General features: G+C 61.1%; 15 protein-coding genes. 5 read left to right on the plus strand and 10 right to left on the minus strand.

Features of this window, described 5'->3' with window-relative positions; all coding sequences use genetic code 11:
* Positions 1-137: 137 nt before the first annotated feature.
* The 8 genes from ACWA1U_RS01350 to ACWA1U_RS01385 all read right to left on the minus strand — a co-directional run bounded on the left by ACWA1U_RS01350 (position 138) and on the right by ACWA1U_RS01385 (position 8,997).
* Complete coding sequence (locus tag ACWA1U_RS01350; RefSeq protein WP_463723550.1) at positions 138-1,082, minus strand: hypothetical protein; 945 nt, start codon at positions 1,080-1,082, stop codon at positions 138-140.
* Positions 1,075-2,181 (minus strand): DUF3696 domain-containing protein, encoded by a 1,107-nt coding sequence (locus ACWA1U_RS01355; RefSeq protein ID WP_463723551.1) that lies wholly within the window; start codon positions 2,179-2,181, stop codon positions 1,075-1,077. The genes ACWA1U_RS01350 and ACWA1U_RS01355 overlap by 8 nt, the downstream gene beginning before the upstream one ends.
* Positions 2,178-3,380: a GmrSD restriction endonuclease domain-containing protein gene (locus ACWA1U_RS01360; RefSeq protein WP_463723552.1), complete on the minus strand. Its 1,203-nt coding sequence runs from the start codon at positions 3,378-3,380 to the stop codon at positions 2,178-2,180. The genes ACWA1U_RS01355 and ACWA1U_RS01360 overlap by 4 nt, the downstream gene beginning before the upstream one ends.
* A 341-nt stretch (positions 3,381-3,721) precedes the next feature.
* Positions 3,722-5,089, minus strand: coding sequence for an MFS transporter (locus ACWA1U_RS01365; RefSeq protein WP_463723553.1), 1,368 nt, complete (start codon positions 5,087-5,089; stop codon positions 3,722-3,724).
* A 226-nt stretch (positions 5,090-5,315) separates the two neighbouring features.
* Positions 5,316-6,746: an aspartate ammonia-lyase gene (locus tag ACWA1U_RS01370; RefSeq protein ID WP_463723554.1), complete on the minus strand. Its 1,431-nt coding sequence runs from the start codon at positions 6,744-6,746 to the stop codon at positions 5,316-5,318.
* A gap of 22 nt (positions 6,747-6,768) precedes the next feature.
* Positions 6,769-7,914 carry a M20 family metallopeptidase gene (locus tag ACWA1U_RS01375; protein WP_463723555.1) on the minus strand — a complete coding sequence of 382 codons (1,146 nt, stop codon included), beginning with the start codon at positions 7,912-7,914 and terminating at the stop codon, positions 6,769-6,771.
* On the minus strand, positions 7,904-8,575 hold the full coding sequence (locus tag ACWA1U_RS01380; protein WP_463723556.1) for a DUF1028 domain-containing protein: 672 nt from the start codon (positions 8,573-8,575) through the stop codon (positions 7,904-7,906). Before ACWA1U_RS01380 ends, ACWA1U_RS01375 begins: the two co-directional genes overlap by 11 nt.
* A complete protein-coding gene (locus ACWA1U_RS01385) occupies positions 8,572-8,997 on the minus strand; it encodes a RidA family protein (protein ID WP_463723557.1) in 426 nt (141 codons plus the stop codon). Before ACWA1U_RS01385 ends, ACWA1U_RS01380 begins: the two co-directional genes overlap by 4 nt.
* 130 nt (positions 8,998-9,127) lie before the next feature.
* Here ACWA1U_RS01385 and ACWA1U_RS01390 point away from each other — a divergent pair, with 130 nt between their 5' ends.
* Positions 9,128-10,054 (plus strand): LysR family transcriptional regulator, encoded by a 927-nt coding sequence (locus tag ACWA1U_RS01390; protein ID WP_463723558.1) that lies wholly within the window; start codon positions 9,128-9,130, stop codon positions 10,052-10,054.
* On the opposite strand, the gene ACWA1U_RS01395 is transcribed toward ACWA1U_RS01390, so the two are convergent.
* On the minus strand, positions 10,051-10,662 hold the full coding sequence (locus ACWA1U_RS01395; protein WP_463723559.1) for a TetR/AcrR family transcriptional regulator: 612 nt from the start codon (positions 10,660-10,662) through the stop codon (positions 10,051-10,053). The genes ACWA1U_RS01390 and ACWA1U_RS01395 overlap by 4 nt on opposite strands.
* 92 nt (positions 10,663-10,754) lie before the next feature.
* Complete coding sequence (locus ACWA1U_RS01400; protein WP_463723560.1) at positions 10,755-12,755, minus strand: primary-amine oxidase; 2,001 nt, start codon at positions 12,753-12,755, stop codon at positions 10,755-10,757.
* A gap of 198 nt (positions 12,756-12,953) precedes the next feature.
* On the opposite strand from ACWA1U_RS01400, the gene ACWA1U_RS01405 reads away from it, so the two are divergent.
* From ACWA1U_RS01405 to ACWA1U_RS01420, 4 genes are all read left to right on the plus strand, one after another.
* Positions 12,954-13,358 (plus strand): hypothetical protein, encoded by a 405-nt coding sequence (locus ACWA1U_RS01405; RefSeq protein ID WP_463723561.1) that lies wholly within the window; start codon positions 12,954-12,956, stop codon positions 13,356-13,358.
* Positions 13,359-13,382: 24 nt separating this feature from the next.
* A complete protein-coding gene (locus ACWA1U_RS01410) occupies positions 13,383-14,873 on the plus strand; it encodes an aldehyde dehydrogenase family protein (protein ID WP_463723562.1) in 1,491 nt (496 codons plus the stop codon).
* Between the two features lie 178 nt (positions 14,874-15,051).
* Positions 15,052-16,572, plus strand: a complete 1,521-nt coding sequence (locus ACWA1U_RS01415) for an APC family permease (RefSeq protein ID WP_463723563.1) — start codon at positions 15,052-15,054, stop codon at positions 16,570-16,572.
* Positions 16,573-16,814: 242 nt separating this feature from the next.
* A complete protein-coding gene (locus ACWA1U_RS01420; RefSeq protein WP_463723564.1) occupies positions 16,815-18,092 on the plus strand; it encodes a flavin-containing monooxygenase in 1,278 nt (425 codons plus the stop codon).
* Positions 18,093-18,104: the final 12 nt, after the last annotated feature.

An 18,104-nucleotide genomic window follows, 5' to 3' on the forward strand; every position in this document is an offset into this window, starting at 1 on the left:
TGCCGCGCGGGTCGAGTTCGTGAAGCGGCTGTGCGCCGTCAGATACTCCTATTGGCGTCCGAAGGGCGCAACGCGCGAGCACGGCCGACCGTTGAGGTCGATGCCTGAGAAAAAATGACCCCTGCTCTAGCACAAACCTAAAGCTTTTCTCCGATGTGTGCTACCCGTAACTCCTTACGGCCCGGTCCCACGTTAGTCCGGAAATGAATCCTGCCAGCGCCTGGTGTAAAGCGTGCGTGCATATCGAAGAGATGTTGCTCGCCGTCGGTGTCGACGAACCAACACAGATGTTGCCTCGTTGACGCTTCCGGCGTTACTTTGGACTGCCACCTTGGTTCTACGTTTTCGTTCGGTTGCCACTCGGAAATGGAAGCATCCAACTCCAACAACCGCTCGTCCACCTCTCGCAACCCGTCCGAATATAAACTCGGCTCCAGGAACTGGGATCTGACATGTGGCAAGAAGAATAAATTCGGATAACGCGAAGCACGCGTTTCCCACAAATCGCTGCCGGTTGGCCGCGCGGGCATGCCCAAATTCTTAACCCGCTGACGATGAGTCTCAGAATGATCTGCCCTGCTCACGTTCGAGAGAGTAAGCGAGAAAGTCGACACTATTACCTCACGCTCACAATTCTCCACCAGCTCGCTGATGTCTGCATGAACAAAGTCATTCTCCCACATCGGATGAGAGATCAGTGACAGGAGCACATCTTCCCTACTAATCGATGGCGGCCCCAGGAAATTTTTACCGTTCACCCTGACGTCCCGCGTCAGATCGGCAGTGAGAGTGGGAACCGAATTTCTTTTGGCCTTCAAGTAGCGAAATTTGTCTTGTGCACCACTATTGTCGGTGGATGCAAGGTCAGCAAACGTACGGCCATTAGCTCCTACAGTCGCGGACTGGATTGGTGTCGTACTTAGCAGGGCAACATCGGGTCTTAGTCTGGCTAGCGCTCGAAGCGCCTCAACCATCGCGTCTAACAGTCGAGCACACTCTTTCTCAGCCGAGTTCGAGAGGCCCGTCGGCATGGAATTGCCATTGAAAACCACTAAAGGCGTATAGCAGCCGACCTCAGTCATCTAACAATGCGTCCAAATCCTTATCCCACTGATCGAAAAAGCCAGAGGGCCAGCGACTCACAGATCCGTCGAGGGCGACTGCCATAGATTGGACTGATGGTTGAAGGTTCTCTTCCGTGCGCCAGAAGTAATTGAAGACTACGGCGTTCTGGTTTAATGCACCCTGTTTAACGAGCAGTCGAGTAGCGTTCAAGACGTGATCGCTGTGGGTTTCGACGATGACTTGACTGCCAGCAATGGAAGCGTATGCACAAAGTCGGCCGACGATGCTTTGCGCTGCAGGATGCAAATGCGCCTCCGGATTCTCGACAACAATTAGCCCACCTTCGGATGCCGAGAGACAGGCCACTATTATGGGCAACGCATAAGTGAGCCCAAATCCTACATTCGTGGACCTCTGGGAAGGGGTGCGGACATCAGAACCCGCTCTCGAAAAGGATAATCGCACAAACTCTGTGCCCGGAACGTCAAGGATCTCAATCCGCGTACCCGGAGACAACTCATTTAACCAAGCTTCCGTTTGGTCAAGTAGACCGAGGCTGCGAGCACTTGGGTGAGCAACGGCGGTCGAGCTTATAGTACGCTCACCGTATACCCTCAAATAATTTGCGGTATTCTCCCCTCGCACGCCTAGCCAGCGCTTTATATTCACTGCCTCGTATGATTTCGGAAATACCGGAGAAGGAACAATTCTGTCGGCTTGCAAATATTGGAAATTTGAAGAGAAAAGCGACGCGTCAGGCTTTCGCACTGAACTGCTAAGAGGAAGAATATCCGCAGCACTATCATAGGAGGCCGACCAAGTTACCGAAGACTCAGCCAAAACCAGCTCGATCCGCATTCCCCCTTTCCTCATGTCGGTTATTTCGACCGGTTCCGCATATAACAAGTCGCGACCGGTTCCTAGGCTGATCAGCTCACCATTGAGTATCCAATCGGACAAGGTATCTTCAGATCCGTACGATTGGCGAAGCATGGCGAGCGCGCGTAAAACAGAGGTCTTACCGCCGGAATTCCCACCTGTGAGTAGCGTCAACCGCGCTAGGGGCACTTCCACGTTGGCGAACGCGAGTATGTTGGTTAGGAGAATACTCTTCACAGGTCGATCTCCTGTGCATACTTTTCAAAAAGTTCTCCAACAAGTGCGAATCTAAGCCGAACCCTAGCGGGGTCGCCGGTGCCTTGAGATATCGCGCGCTCGAAGCCGGAATCATGCATGAGTAGCCGAAATTCTTTTGTGATCTCCGCCTTATGGTTTACTATGTGCCGATGTGCACTGTCACCATAGCGATCTAGGGCCTTAGTTATTCCGACGGAAACGGCCTCAAAGAGAGCCTTACTTATAGGTCGCCGCTGATCGGATACTGTGTATCGCTTCCTGAAGGCGTCCCTTCCGAATACGTCTCGTGCAATGCTCATTGAGCGGGCGAAATCATCTGTTGCTCTAATTTGCTCCGATTCATTCCAACCATTAATTCGCTGAGTTGCCGACCGGAGGAAACTATCGAAGTCGGCCTCCCTATGTTTCAGCGGGTCGCTCATACGAAAGGCCAGATATCGTAGCGCCATCTCGCGATCCACCATCCGGCTGCTCCTGACGCTAAAATCAACTGCTTTTTGGAACTCAGGACGAAGCGCCATCTCCTTCAATAGTCTCCTACTAGGCCCTGGGAGCAAGGCATTTCGCAATTCTTGGCCGGTTAGAGGCAGCCCTCCAGTGTTGATTCTGGCAAAGATGTTGAGCTTGACCGCCTCTGGCGTGGACTTCCGAATCACCTGAATGGTGAATTGTGATTCAAGGATCCTGAGTTGAAGAGAGACCGGGAGCTCGCCGAAAGCTTTGCCTTCTTCGTCCCGGAGGTACTCCAAACCTCGCAGGCGTAGAGGAGACAGGGATAGCGCATCCGGGTCTACGAACTCCGCAATGGTCGTGAGGCGTTGTATCCCATCAACCACTGCCCAACGGGATTCCCCCAGTTCGGATCCTGCTTCAAGCTCAGATACATAGAAGGTGGGCAGAGGAATACGCAGAAGGAGCGACTCGATTAGTAGGCTCTTCTTCTTCGGCGTCCAAATCCCTCGCGAACGCTGGAAGTCCGGGTCGAGGTCTATCTGTCCTATCTTCAACCGCTTTAGCAGATTGTCTAGACTCCTCACCTCGCTCGTAACGTCGATCAATCTAGGATCGAACGGCTCGGTAATCTCCCCCTCCTTCAGTTCCTCAAGCTCCACGCCAGATTCCAGACCTTGCGCATCGGACTCTTGGAGGATGTCTTTCGTCACATTATCTTCAGACATACGTTTCCTTGGAGCGAGTCGCTTTTTGCATACGTTCACCTTACGCAGGCACCTTCGAGCATGAATAGCCGGTGATGGCGCGCCACACGCATAGAGGCGAAGTTCGTCAGCGGAACGCCCGGCCGGTTGGCCACCAAGCTACTCACTATTGCCCGCGTCAACCCAGAATTACAGAAGGCGCATGACCCGGCAGGGCCCAGCTTCACGGGGCATCTCCCCCTCTCTCCGACGGCGCCGTCGGCGCCGTCGTAAGTAATCACACACTCAGATGCCCAGGACCCGCACAGGTCCTAGGCATCCGCTGCCAACGTCCTCGTCCGGCAGTTGGTCGTAAGGAATGTCTACTTGGTAGCGCCCAACGCCCCTTCGGAGCTGGCACCGGCTGTGGCTGCCTTTGAGGACAAGTCATCACCGTGAAGCAGATCGATGCCCTTGGTTTCCTTCATGCTGAGCACCGCAACCAGTCCAATGATGCCGACGACTACCAGGTAGAACGCGGGCATAAGGTTATTTCCCGTTTCCGCGATGAGCCAGGTCAGGAAGTAGGGAACCGTGCCCGCGAAGATGGCGGCCGTGACGCTATAAGCGATTGACAATCCGGTCTGGCGAGTTCTGGTCGGAAAGAGTTCCGCCGCTGCGGCGGCGTGCACCCCAAGGATGATCGCCAGGATGATTCCGAGACCAAGCGTTCCGACGATTCCGGCCCAAGGTGTGCCTGAACCCATAACCATGAACAGCGGGACAGCCAACACAATGAGGGAGACCGCCGCGACGATCAGCACGGGACGGCGACCGAACCGGTCAGATGCCGCTCCGCAAATTGGAACGAGAATCAGACCCGCGATCGATGCAACTGTCGACAGGAGTGCTGCGGTGCCGGCGTCGAATCCCAGCACAACCTCTTGATAGGTAAGGAGGTAGACGAGCACCACGTAGAACGTCACGTGCATCATGATCTCCAGCCCGCTCATTTGCAGCAACTGCTTGCGGTTCCGCTTGAAGACCTCCTTGACCGGGCTCTTCGGTACGTTGTCCAGCTTCTCAAGCGAAAGGAACTCCGGGGTGTCCTCAATCTTGGTTCGAATGTAGAACCCGACGATTCCAAGCGGGACAGCAATCAGGAACGGTATACGCCAACCGCCCGCCAGGATGGCTTCCTCAGACATGACGGACGTCAATACAAATACGACCAGGGAAGCTGCAAGGAAACCAAGGAGACTGCCGAACTCGAGCCAGCTGACGCCGAAACCACGACGTTTGCGGGGTGAGTATTCGGCAAGGAACGCTGCGGCGCTGCCAAACTCACCTCCCGCTGCGAGTCCCTGCACAACACGGGCCGCAATGAGGAGAACAGGAGCCCAGATACCGATTGCGTCATAGGTGGGCAGAAGGCCAACCACCAGGGTGGCTCCCGACATGGACAGGATGACGATTGACAGTGTTTTCTTCCGCCCGATCCGGTCACCCAGCGTGCCGAAAATCAGGGCTCCTATCGGGCGTACGCCGAAACTGATAGCGAAGACCACGAATACCGAGAGCAACGCTGCTGTGCCATCTTGTTCGGGGAAGAAGATCACAGCGATGGTGGATGCCAGATACGCGTAGATTGCCCATTCGAACCAGTGGACGAAGACACCGATGGAACCAGCGGTGATGCTTTTGCGTAGGCCCTTCTGGTCGACCCGTTGCTCGGCCTGAATGTTGACCATGATTCCTCCTATGAGGTGGATTGGGGAGCCGGTTGGTTCCAACGCCTTGCAGTAGCGTGACTCCGGTCACTTCGTCCTAACCATTCCAATTCACTCTGCTTGATCTGTCCAACTCATTTAACTCTTGAACTTCATCTGTTTTTCAGATGCACAAAGCCCGGACATGACGAAATCGACCGCCCCGCAATCGCGTTGTTTGAAGCAGAGGGCTCTCGGAAAGTCCGCACTAGGGGACCTTCGCCACCAGACCGGCCAGGCTGCTCGGCGATAGTGCGAGCAGCAGCCGCTGTTCGTCCAACAGGCCCCGCTCCACCGCCAGGGATGCGATCGTTCGATTGCTGGCCAGCGCTTCTTTCGCGAGGTCAGCTGCTGCCGCATAACCGATCAACGGCGCCAGACCCGTGACAACACTGATGGATTCGAGCATGCGTTGCTGCAATACCGCTGTGTTGGCACGGATGCCGTCGACACAGTGGGTGCGCAGTTGGCGGCAGGCCGCGGTGAGCCAGTCGAGGGACTCGAGCAGTGCGTCGGCAATGATAGGTTCGAAGGCATTGAGCTGAAGCTGCCCCGCCTCCACAGCCATCGTCACGGTCGAGTCCGCACCGACCACCCTGAAAGCCACCTGATTGACCATCTCAGGGATGACCGGGTTAACCTTGCCCGGCATGATGGATGACCCTGCCTGGACGGCAGGCAGGAAAATCTCGCCGAAACCGGTCTGGGGACCGGAGGACAGCAGCCGCAGGTCGTTGCAGATCTTCGACAGCTTCACCGCAGCCCGCTTCAGTACACCCGATACCAACATGAACACGCCGGTGTCGCTGGTGGCCTCCACCAGGTCAGTCGCGGAGACGAGCTGCATTCCGGTCAGCTCATTGAGTTCCACGATCACTGCTTCACGGTAGGCAGGTGGTGCGGTGATCCCGGTTCCAATGGCGGTAGCGCCGAGGTTGGACTCCCGCAGATGCGGCAGCAACTCGAGCAGCCGCTTCCGGTCCTCACGAAGGGTTTCCGCGAAAGCACCGAACTCCTGACCTAGAGTCATCGGCACAGCGTCCTGCAGCTGTGTCCGCCCGACCTTGACGATGTCTGCGAACTCCTCAGCTTTCGCCGCGAACGCATCGCTGAGCCGTTCGTGCTCGTCGCAGAGAATCATCAACTCGCGCTGAAGGGCGATCTTGATGGCCGTCGGGTAGGTGTCATTGGTCGACTGACTGCGATTCACATCGTCTATCGGGTGCAGCGCCGCATAATCCCCCTTTGGCCGGCCCATCAGCTCCAACCCGCGGTTCGCCACCACCTCGTTGACGTTCATATTGGTGCTGGTCCCAGCCCCGCCCTGAATACGATCGACAACGAAATGGTCGTCCAGCAGCCCGTCCATCACCTCACGGGATGCCGCCTGGATGGCCTTCGACCGCTCCGGCTCCAACAGACCCAGCTTCTCGTTGGTACGAGCAGCCGCTGCCTTGATAGCGCCGAAGCCCCACAGCATCGACCGCATACTGCCGATCGTGCGTCCGCTGATCGGGAAATTCTCAACAGCGCGGAGGGTGCTGATGCCCCAATACGCATCGGCGGGAACTTCCCGCTCCCCGAGGCTGTCCCGCTCAAGCCGAACGTTGCCGGTCGACGTTGACTCTTGGCTTGTCATGAGTTCTTCCTAAGTAAAAGGGCTAGGCCAGATAGTCCAGCGCGGTGAGCGCCAGGGCGGCAGCGCCGTCGTAAATTGCCTGGTTCGCGGCATCGCCGACACAATGGGCCTCGAAGCTGGGCTGATGGTTGGCTGCCGGGAAGCAGCCGAGACCTATATAGGGATGGATGGCCGGCACCACCTGGGAGACGTTGCCCATGTCGGTGGAGGCGCGGTTCATGGTCGCCTGCTCGGGTGGTGCGTTGAAGTCCCGTCCGAGCGACTCGGCGTGCCGGACGTACAGTTCAAGGGCTCGCTGGTCGGTCCGGAACTCGGAGTATGGTTCGGACTCCGGCGTGATCGTCAGCTCGCTACCGGAGGCCAGTGCGCCGGCTTCGAAGCACCGGTACACGCGTTCCTCCAGCCCTTCGAGCTCCGCCAGCGTTTCAGCACGGACATACCAGCGGCCTTCAGTCTTCTCGGGGATGGCGTTCGGCGCCTCTCCCCCGCGGGTTTGGATACCGTGCACCCGGGTCCCGGACGGCAACTGCTGCCTCAGCAGGCCGAGCGCAACCTGTGCGACGACGAACGCATCGTTCGCGTTTACACCCATCTCCGGGTAGGCGGCGGCATGGGCCGATTTCCCCTGGAACTCAATGTGGCTGTGCGCGACGGCGAAGGGCCGGGCATCAGCGGAGTCCACGGGACTGGGATGAGCCATCATGGCCAGGTTCAGCCCCTGGAAGGCGCCACGCTTCAGCAGCTCAATCTTGCCGCCTCCGCCTTCCTCAGCCGGCGTCCCGTACACCTCGACGGTGAGGTCCTGCTCCTCCGCGAATTCGGCGAGCGCCGCAGCGGCGCCGCACGAGATCGCGGTGATGATGTTGTGCCCGCAGGCGTGCCCAAGGCCGGGAAGTGCGTCGTACTCCGCCATCAGTCCAACCCGTCGGCTGCCGGAACCGAAGACCGCGCGAAGGGCCGTCGGGAAGCCGAGGTACTCCTTCTCAACCTCGAAGCCGACGGCGGTAAGGTACTCCGCGGTCCATGCGGCCGCCTTATGTTCCTGCCACCCGAGCTCGGGATTCGCGTGCAACTGCTCGGAGAGCCCAATCAGCCGCGCGTGCTCCGAAGAAACAGTGCCAAGTACACGGGCGCGCTGGTCAAACTCAGGAGTTTGCTCAGCGGTCATCGCCGGGCACCCCGTACCCGACTGACGCTGCAGGATCGAGTCCGCGGACCACGTAGTCCTCGCGCTGCGGCAACCACACCCCGAGCAGCCGCTCAAGTTCAGCGATGGGATCCTCGTGCCAGTCCACGCGCAGGTCTGTGTCCCGCCAACCATGGTCGGAAACAACCGACAGGCCCGCCGACATCACCGGCCCCACCTCTCCCCCGGCGGCTTCGGCGCCTTTCAGCGCAGCCAGGAGACGCTCTTCCAACTCACCGGCGGCGGCATCGAACGCATCGCAGAGCGCCTGGGCGACGTCGGAACTGGTCAGCATATTCCCGGCAGCCACGCAGTCCTGGCCCCGACCCTCACCATAAGTGCCGAGAGTGTTGGATCCGCTGTAGACGGCAGACCCACCGGCGGCGTCCAGAACGACGAGCTGCCGGAAGTCGATCCCGGGAGCCTCCTGAACGACGGCGTCCAGCGCCTCGCGCGCGGACGCCCCCGCCTGCATGCGATCAAGAAGCTGAGCGCCGAGCCTCGGGTCAGTAATGTTTTGCGAACTTACGACGCCGACGCCGTCACGCAGGTGCGCACACCGGGCCGCAACCGCGGGCGACGACGACGAAACAGCGATACCGAACCGCCCATTGCCGTCGGTGGCGGCGATGCTGAAGGTCACTTCGCCGCCTCAGGCGTCGACAGCACTGCGGTGGCGTCGATCTCGACGAGCCACTCCGGACGCGCGAGCGCCTGCACCACAATTCCCGTGGACACGGGGAACACGCCTTTGAGCCAGCGGCCCATGGTGCGGTACACCGTCTCGCGATAACGCGGATCGACCAGGTACACCGTGACCTTGACGATGTCCTCGAGGCTGCTGCCGGCTTCCTTCAGGAGCATGTCGATGTTCGCCATGGCCTTCTCGGTCTGGGCCTCGACGTCGCCGATGCCGACCGACTCCCGAGTGTCCAGGTCCTGACCGATCTGGCCGCGCAGGTAGACAACACCGTTGGCGACGACGGCCTGGCACAGATCGTTGTCCAGGTTCTGCTCGGGGTAGGTGTCCTTCGTATTGAAGGTGCGGATGCGCTGATGCTTCACGTGGTCTACTCCTGATGATCAAGGGATGTGAATGTCTGTTCTCAGCTTCCTCCCCTGGACTGAATCTGTCTAACAGTCATTTCTGAGAAGTTGCATCAGTAGAAGTGTTGAAGGGGTTATGCTGTCGGGCATGGATGTCACGCTCACCCAGCTGCGCTACTTCGTCGAAGCTGCCGCCCAACTGTCGATGACCGGAGCCGCTCTTCGCCTGAACGTGGCTCAATCCGCGGTCTCGGCGGCCGTCTCCCAACTGGAGAAGAGCGTCGGTTCCCAATTCTTCATCCGGCAACGGTCCAAGGGCCTGCTGCTCACTCCCGCCGGTGAGCTGTTCCTCCGCGATGCCCAAGCAGTGCTCGGGCACCTGGAAGAAGCCCTGGATCACGCCCGCGGCGAGCAGCGCAGCGTCGAGGGGCGCATCCGCCTGGCGTGTTTCAGTACGCTGGCGCCCTTCCTGCTACCCGGACTTTTGGGGCGGCTCCGTGCCGACCACCCGAACCTCGAGCTGGAAGTCACCGAGGCTGACGCCGCCGGCTGCTCAGCCGCGCTTCTCACCGGCCAGGCGGACCTGGCCCTCTGCTATGACCTTGGGCTTCCGGAAGCGATCGCGGTTACCGCCGTCGACAGCGTCCGCCCGTACCTGGCCCTCCCTCCGGAGCACAAACTCGCCTCCCGCAAGGAGGTTTCGCTCTCCGAAGTGGCCGAGGAACCGTTCGTCCTGCTCGACCTCCCGCATAGCCGCGAGCTCATGCTCTCGATCCTCCGCAGCGCAGGATTCGAACCCGATGTGCAGTTCCGCTCCGCCAGTTACGAGACGGTGCGTACCTTCGTGGCCAACGGTCACGGCTACTCGATCCTCCACCAGCGCCCGCAGCACGGATTGACGTACGACGGCGGACACGTAGCCGCCGTCGTCATCAAGGACAAAGTGCCTGAACTGAGCATCGTGCTGGCACGACTACGAACGCAACGCCCGACGGCGCGCATGAGGGCGGTCGCTCAAAGCGTGCGCCAGCAGCGCGCGGCCGCAGGCCAACCGAAGCCACCGGTGAAGGACTAGACGCCCGCGGATTGCCCCGCCGATAGCCGGGCTAGAGCCCGCTCCATCATGTGGCGTTGACGCGAGCCGGTGACCACATGGGGGTCCAGCATCGACGTGACATGCAGCCCCATCATGGTGTTCAGGAGCTCGTCGACGATCGTGTCGGGGTCCGCCAAAGGCGGGCATTCGCCGTCGTGCTCTGCTTCCGCAAGGAAACCCATCATCAGGCTGCGCCAGTGCAGCAACGCGTCCCGGCCGACTGCACGCAGCGACTCCTCAGTCTGCGCGCGCTGCCAAAAGGAAATCGCCACGCGGGCTTCCACTACCGTCAGCGGGTCCGCCGGAATGATCTCCAGGCACAGCCCCCGCAACGCGGCGAGGCCGCGACGGCCTTCCGTACCGGCAGCGATCCGCTCATTGGTGCGCTCGCAAATCAGCTCATAGGACGCGAGCAGCAGCGCATCCTTATTCGGGAAGTAGTGGGCCAGGACGCCGGGCGCAGCGTAGCCGCACTCCCGCGCGATGTCCCGCATGCTCGCGTTCTCGATCCCCTGCTCAGCAATCAATTGCCAGGTGGTCTCGATGATTGAACGGCGTCGCTCCTGGTGATCCACCAAGCGGGGCATGATGCTCGCTCCTTCGTTTGCGGGTTCTCTCGGCCGTGTGCACCGTATCACCGCGGGGGCGCGCTGATACGTGCCCCCGCGGGAGTCTGATGCTAGTGGCAGCCGCCGGATTGGGAATGTCCGACGGCGGTGTCAGCGATTTGATTCTTCGCTGCACTTCCGCTGGCGCAGTGCCCGGACGACGACGGCGGCACGTTCAGCGTGGGGTTGGCGTCAAAGAAGCCGTGCGGCTTCAGCTTGAACCCGGTGGTGTCCACGGGCATGATCGGCCAGTCTTCCGGTCGAGGGAAGTGAGTCAACCCGAAGGAGTGCCACACCACGAGGTCCTGTCCGTCGATATCGCGGTCCTGTGCCACGAACGCGGGCAGTCCGGCGCCACCGCTGTGCTGGTTCACGAAGTCACCGGCAGCATAGAGTTCGTCCTCCGCGTGACGGGTGACCCAGAGGTGGTGACGTGCGAACGCTGCCCGTGAAGCGATGGAGGAGTCATCGGCCATCGCGAGGGTGGGGCCGCCTTCCGGGTAGAGCGTGTAACCCACCGGGTGGCCGAGGTGGTTCAGCGACTCCGGGTTGCTGATGTGCCAGACGCGGCCCTTGGTGCCGTCGGCGTCGCGTATGGCATCGGATTCGCGGGCAAGCAGGGTGCGCTGCTGGGTGAAGGCGTTGCCGTGCGGATTCCCTTCACCCTTGGGCAGGCGCACGAGGTCCAGCTCCTCAACCCGGTTGGTGGCGCCGTCGATCATCATGTCCAGGCGGGCGCTGAAGAGGTGCTGATGGTACGGCGCTCCCAAACCCGGTGCTATTTCCGACGCGTAGGGGTAGTCCCTATCCGGGAGGGCCGCCGTGAAGACGATGCCGGTTGCCTTTGCTTCGAATTCGATGGTGCCGTCAAGGTAGAGGTACCAGTAGAAGCCGTAGTCATAGTTACCCACGGTGGTGAAGAAGGAGACCACGAGGCGGCGGTTGCGGCGCACCTCGTTGGAGTTTGCCCATTCGTCCGTGTGCTTCCAGAGAATACCGGCATCCTCCTCGTGGATGCAGATGCCGTTTTCGATGGTGCGCGGATTGCCGAAGTCGTCGGCGACGATAGGCGACATGTAGGTGATTTCGCCCAGGCAGTCGCAGCCGAGCTTCAGGGAATTGGCGTCACGGCCCACGAGGTATTCGCCGGAGTCGAAGTAGTTCTGCCAGCTCCGGTACGGCGAAGGGTCGCCGTAGGGAACCACCATTTCGGAGATCGATGCGCGGTGGATGAGCGGGCGCCGTCGTCCACTGTGTGTGTGATGCAACTGCTGGAGCACCAGCCCTTCGCGGGCATCGAAACCAACCCGCAGGTCCCAACCGGCCCAGGAAAGCAGGTTGCCCTCCAGGGTGAAGCTCGGGCCGTCGGGCTGGGTGATCTCAATGGGCTTCAGGTCGGTACGGTGTTCACCGTGGATCGCGGGTTCGGTGTAATTGCCGTTGACCTCGGGGACCGCGACGGGCCCGTCATCAATGAGGTAATCCACCCGGCGCTTTTCCACGTCGACGAACGCCACGAGCCCATCGATCGGGTGCGCCCAGGGGTGGTCCTTTGCGTGGTCCTGGCGGAAGCCGAGTCCGCGGAGGAGCCGCTTGCCGGTCTCGTTCTCGTACTCGAAGACGCCAGCCGAGAGTGGTGCCACCCGAACCTGAGCCGGTGTGAGATCACGGGCGGCGAGCGAGGCAACCCACTGCGAATCATTCGCGAGGATGGTCTCGATGATCTCGAATTCCTCGATCAAGACGGGCAGTTGGCCGTCGACGGCGGGGTCCAATTCGCGCTGGCCCAGGATCTGCCCACTCGTCAGGGAAAGGCGAACGTCCAGTGAGCGCGAGAGCGCCGCGTCCCAGAGCATGGCACGGACGGAGCGCTCGGTGCCCGCTTCTTCGGCGTCGTCGTCGTAAAGCGCGGACTTCGGTGGCTCGATCAGCCCGAGGTACGCGAATCGGGTGGTGTCGGCGACCAGTCCGGCGTCGGCCAGGATGCGGCGGGCTTCGGTGATCTCCGGAGCCGTGATCTGGTCCAGCGGGTGCTGCGTCAGCGCAGCCAGGGTAGGTGATTCAAGCGTCATGGCACTTCCTGAAAGTCGGGTTTTGGTGGTACAACTGTTCAACCAACGCTTTGATGTTACGCACCTCACAGCCCAGACGTAAAGCCCGCAGGTGGAAAGACGCCAGTCAGGAGGGAAATGCACCAGCTTGCAGCGCGCTCCCCTGGTTACTCACGTGCCGATCGAGTCCGGACGAGCCTTGTCATCATCGCTATTGCCGTGAGCACCACAGCTCACAGTGCCGCAGCCGCCGCCGGACCAGCAGGCCCGATGGCGTGGTGGATGGCTGCAATGGCTGTCCTTTGCCTCGCGTGCGCCGCGCCCATGGTGACCGGGCAACGCTGCACCTCTCGGGCAGCAGAACATTTGCTCTTCATGGGCGCCGCAATGATCCTGATTCATTTGGCGGTTCTCGCGTGGCCCGCCGGCGGCTCCCATCACGGACCAATGCATGGCGGCGGAACCCCGGGTGGAACAGACCATGGCACCGCGATGCTCGCCCTCCTGGCGGTGGAGTTGCTCTGCCTCATGCTCGCTTCTGCTGCACTCCGCATGGACCCTGACCCGCGCCCTACACCTGCCCCGCTGCCCTCCGAACGCCACCCCCTCGATTCCGTCATCTAACCAACGCCCACCAAAGGAGCCCTCATGACTACCAGCACCACTTCCACCGATTGGCAGAGCCGCGCCGACGCACTCTCCATCGACGGGCGCGCCTTCATCGAGGGACGCCGCGTGACAGCAGGCGATCAGCTCTCGCGCGCCGCCATCAGTCCCATCGATGGCCGCGCCCTGGCGGAAGTGGCGGCCTGCCGGTCCGCCGACGTCGACATTGCGGTCGCCGCCGCCCGGCGCGCCTTCCCAGCCTGGTCCCGCAGTGGCGCAGAAAATCGCAAGGAAGCGCTCCTCGCGGTCGCTGCACTCATGGAACAGCACGCCGACGAACTGGCACTCCTGGAAACGCTGGACAGCGGCAAGCCAATACTGCAGACGACGACGGTCGACGTCCCGGGAGCCATCTCGACCCTCCGCTGGTATGCCGAGGCCGCGGACAAACAAAGCGGCGAATTACCCGCCGTTCCGCCCGGAGCCACAGCGCTGGTGACGCGGGAACCGCTCGGTGTGGTGGCCGCCGTCGTGCCCTGGAATTATCCGCTCGAAATCGCGATCTGGAAGATCGCGCCGGCTCTCGCTTCGGGGAACACCATGGTGCTCAAGCCTGCTGAGCAGACTTCCCTGAGTATCCTGCGCGTGGCGGAGCTTGCTGCGGAGGCCGGGCTTCCGGCGGGCGTCCTGAATATCGTCACGGGCAGCGGGCGGGAAGTGGGCGCCGCACTGGCGCATCACATGGACGTGGACGCCCTTGCCTTCACGGGTTCCACTGCCGTGTCGCGGACCCTGCTCGAGGCATCCGGCAAAAGCAACCTCAAGCGGCTGAGCCTCGAAGCCGGGGGCAAGAGCTCCAACATCATCTTCGCCGATACGGCGGACCTTGCTACGGCGGCCGCCAAAGCCGCCTTCGGGGCCTTCTACAACCAAGGGCAGGTGTGTTCCGCCAACTCACGCATCCTGGTCCAACGGGAGGTGCACGATGACTTTGCGGCACTGCTGGCCAAGGCCGCTGCCGGCTACACGCCCGAAGATCCGCTGGCCGGCCTGGAGGGGAATGGTTCGCTGATCAGCAGCGCCCATACCGACGACGTCGAGGGCTGGATTAAGCGCGGCCGCACCGACGGCGAGGTGCTTTTCGGCGGCGGGCGCCGGGAGGTTCGCGGCTCCAACGCCTACCTGGAACCGACACTGCTGGGCGGACTCGGCACCGACCATGAGGTTCACCGCGAGGAGATCTTCGGGCCGGTAGCAGTGCTGCATGCCTTCGACACCGAGGCCGAGGCGATAGCCCTCGCCAACGCAACCGACTACGGACTCGCGGCATCGGTGTGGACGTCGAATCTCTCGCGCGCCCACCGGGTGGCTGGTGACCTGCTGGCCGGGACCGTTTCTGTGAACACCGTGGACGCCCTGGGTAACACGACGCCGTTTGGCGGATTCAAGCAGTCGGGTTTCGGCCGGGACCTGTCCCTTCATGCCTTCGATAACTACACGGCACCCAAGACGACCTGGATACAGTTCGGCTAGCCGCCTGCATCTGATGAATCGATGATTCTCATCGATATTCAATGGTGTACGTGATGCAGTTCACAGGCCTACGCTTCTCGCAATACACGTCGCCTCACCCGTCCCAACTGAGGTGCCGCCGCACTCTTCCCGCCCCGTTTGCGACGCTGCAAACGCAAGCAAAAGCAAAGGACCGATCATGGATCAACCAGTAGGCAAGACCCGCCTCGCTGAGGAGCAGAGCAAGCATCTGCAGAAGTCCCTCGGCCGCTTCGACATCCTGTTACTGGTGGTCGCAGCAGTCATCTCCGTAGAAGTGCTGGGACAGGTTTCCGGCTTCGGCGGAGAAACCTTCACCTGGACACTCATCCTCGCCATCACCTTCATGATTCCCTACGGACTCATCTTCGCTGAGACCGGCGGAGCGTTCACCGAAGAGGGAGGTGTGTACGTCTGGACGAAGATGGCCTTCGGCCGAGTGGTGGCCGCCATCACCTCGCTCTTCACCTGGGTGACACAGCCCGTCTGGGTGGGCGGCGCCATGGCCTTCGTTGCGGTGGAAACGTGGTCAGAGTACGTCAGCCATATCGATGCGGGCAGCGTTGGCGATTACGTCTTCAAACTGACCTTCATCTGGATCACCGTCACCTCAGCCATCATCAGCCTGAAGCACGGCAAATGGCTACCGTCGCTGGGCGCCATCCTCAAGGTCCTCTTCCTCACGTTCTTCATCCTCGTCACGATCGTCTACGGGATTCAGCACGGCTTCAACGGTCTGGACCTCGGCTTCTTCTCCCCCACCCTGGCAGGCTTCCTTGGCGTTACCCCGTTGCTCCTGTTCTCCTTTCTCGGGTTCGAGTCCGGTAACAGCGCCGCCGGGGAAATGAAGAACCCGGCCAAAGACGTTCCCATCTCCGTGGCGCGATCCTCAGTCATCGCTGCGGCAAGCTACCTCCTGCCGATCCTTGCCATTCTGCTGGTGGTGCCCGTCGACCAGATCACCGGCATCGGCGGACTGTTCGGTGCTATTGCCACGGTCTACACGGTGTTTGGCGGCGCGGCGGAAGTCATGCTGGCGATTTCCGCGATGGTCTTCTGCTTTGTGCTGGTCTCCCAGGGCGCCGCGTGGATGATCATCAGTGACCGCATGCAGGCCATGGCTGCCGCCGACGGTTCCTTCTTCGGAGGCTTCTTCGGCTACTTCCACCCCAAGCTGGGCACGCCCATCCGCGTCAACACCCTGTCCGGTGTGGTGGCGACCCTGTTCATGCTCGCTGCAATGCAACTGACCGGCACCAGCAGTGCACTGTTCGGAGTGGTGCTGACCATCGCAATCTCCACCTTCCTGCTCAGCTACCTGCTCGCCATCCCCGCAGCGGTCATGTTGCGCACCAAGTACCCGACAACCCACCGCCCCTTCAAGGTCCCGGTGTCGGATAAAGGGTTCAAGATCCTCGGAGCGATCTGCTTCGGCTGGATCCTGATCGGCTCGTGGGTGGCCATCTTCCCCGGCACCCTGGACGTCCTCTTCGGGCTGGAATACAACTTCGAAGAGATCTGGGGCGTCTCCCAGTTCACCTTCGAGGCCTTCGCTCTCGGCACGCTCGGCTGCATTCTTGCCCTGGGCATCGTGGGCTACGTCCGCGGCAAGAAGGTCCGCGACGCCGGCGTTACCGACGACGTAACAACGGATAGCAAAGCCTTCACCTCCGGCGTTTGATCCCCCGGGTTGGGCGGCGCGTTCTCAACGCGCCGCTCAAACCTATTTTCTAGAGGACGATCCTTGAAGGCGAGTCGGTGTACCCACGCTCAGCAAAACTGGCATCGCCCGTTTCATAGCGCTCATTGCATCTGCACATCAGATGATTCGGAGCGTTTTTATTAGCTATGCAGATGAAGTCGCAGCCGGAAGAATTGAAATAACACGGAGTTCAGTGGTCGCAGAACGTAGAGGAGATTCACATGTCCAGCCCTGAGGTTGAGGTCCTCGTTGTAGGCGCAGGCCAAGCCGGCGTCGCGATGAGCGAACATTTGAGCGAGCAAGGGATCCCGCATCTGGTTCTTGAGCGCCACCGTATCGCCGAGCGCTGGCGCTCCGAGCGGTGGGACTCCCTGGTGGCGAACGGACCCGCATGGCACGACCGTTTCCCGGGAATGAGCTTCGCCGACCTCGAACCGGGCGAATTCGCATCGAAAGAGCAGGTCGCCGACTACTTCGTGGCCTATGCAGAGAAGATCGGTGCGCCGATTCGCTCCGGGGTCGAGGTGACGTCCGTGCGCCGGAACGTCGGCACAGCCGGCTTCCAGGTGGAGACCTCGGAAGGGAACTTCACCGCCCGCTACGTCGTCGCTGCTACCGGACCATTTCAGCGTCCGGTGATTCCCGCCGTCGTTCCCGAAACTGCCAACCTGACCCAGCTGCACTCCAGCAAGTACCGCAACCCGGGGCAGCTTCCCGAGGGCGCCGTGCTGGTGGTCGGTGCCGGGTCATCAGGTGTCCAGATTGCCGCTGAAGTCCAGCGGTCGGGCCGCCAGGTCTACCTCTCTGTAGGCCCGCATGACCGTCCTCCGCGAAGTTACCGTGGACGCGATTTCTGCTGGTGGCTCGGAGTTCTGAACAAGTGGGAAGCTTCTGCTCCCCCGCAGGGAGCGGAGCACGTGACAATCGCGGTCAGCGGGGCCGACGGCGGTCATACAGTTGATTTCCGCTACCTCGCGCATAGCGGGATCAAACTCGTTGGGCGGACCCTTTCTTTCGAGGAAGGGACCATACGGTTCGCCGACGATCTCCGAAAGAACATCTCGAACGGAGACGCTCACTACCTTGAACTACTCGACGAAGCGGACGCTTACGTCGAGCGGAATGGCCTCGATCTGCCCGAAGAAGCTGGGGCCCGCGTCCTGGAGGCTGACCCGGCGTGCGTTACCGATCCTTTCTCCGAACTGGATCTCGCAACAGCGGGGGTCACGTCAATCATCTGGGCGACCGGCTTCGCTGTCGACTACAGCTGGTTGAAAGTGGATGCGTTCGACGAGAACGGCAGGCCGCGGCAGCAGCGTGGGGTATCCACCGAACCCGGCGTCTACTTCCTGGGTCTGCCGTGGCAGTCGCGCCGCGGATCGAGCTTCATCTGGGGCGTTTGGCATGACGCCAAGTATGTGGCTGACCAGATAGGCATCCAGCGGAGCTACGTTGCGCACAACGAACAGTCAGCGATGGTTGCGAGCGGAACGAGCTAAGGCAGCAAACTC

This window comes from Arthrobacter sp. TRD_SC_6, from assembly GCF_055361185.1.

Coding starts and splice junctions, on each gene's coding strand:
- ACWA1U_RS01415 (WP_463723563.1), top strand. CDS start 15,052: ATGGATCAACCAGTAGGCAAGACCCGCCTCGCTGAGGAGCAGAGCAAG.
- ACWA1U_RS01360 (WP_463723552.1), bottom strand. CDS start 3,380: ATGTCTGAAGATAATGTGACGAAAGACATCCTCCAAGAGTCCGATGCG.
- ACWA1U_RS01370 (WP_463723554.1), bottom strand. CDS start 6,746: ATGACAAGCCAAGAGTCAACGTCGACCGGCAACGTTCGGCTTGAGCGG.
- ACWA1U_RS01375 (WP_463723555.1), bottom strand. CDS start 7,914: ATGACCGCTGAGCAAACTCCTGAGTTTGACCAGCGCGCCCGTGTACTT.
- ACWA1U_RS01395 (WP_463723559.1), bottom strand. CDS start 10,662: ATGCCCCGCTTGGTGGATCACCAGGAGCGACGCCGTTCAATCATCGAG.
- ACWA1U_RS01390 (WP_463723558.1), top strand. CDS start 9,128: ATGGATGTCACGCTCACCCAGCTGCGCTACTTCGTCGAAGCTGCCGCC.
- ACWA1U_RS01365 (WP_463723553.1), bottom strand. CDS start 5,089: ATGGTCAACATTCAGGCCGAGCAACGGGTCGACCAGAAGGGCCTACGC.
- ACWA1U_RS01410 (WP_463723562.1), top strand. CDS start 13,383: ATGACTACCAGCACCACTTCCACCGATTGGCAGAGCCGCGCCGACGCA.
- ACWA1U_RS01420 (WP_463723564.1), top strand. CDS start 16,815: ATGTCCAGCCCTGAGGTTGAGGTCCTCGTTGTAGGCGCAGGCCAAGCC.
- ACWA1U_RS01350 (WP_463723550.1), bottom strand. CDS start 1,082: ATGACTGAGGTCGGCTGCTATACGCCTTTAGTGGTTTTCAATGGCAAT.
- ACWA1U_RS01400 (WP_463723560.1), bottom strand. CDS start 12,755: ATGACGCTTGAATCACCTACCCTGGCTGCGCTGACGCAGCACCCGCTG.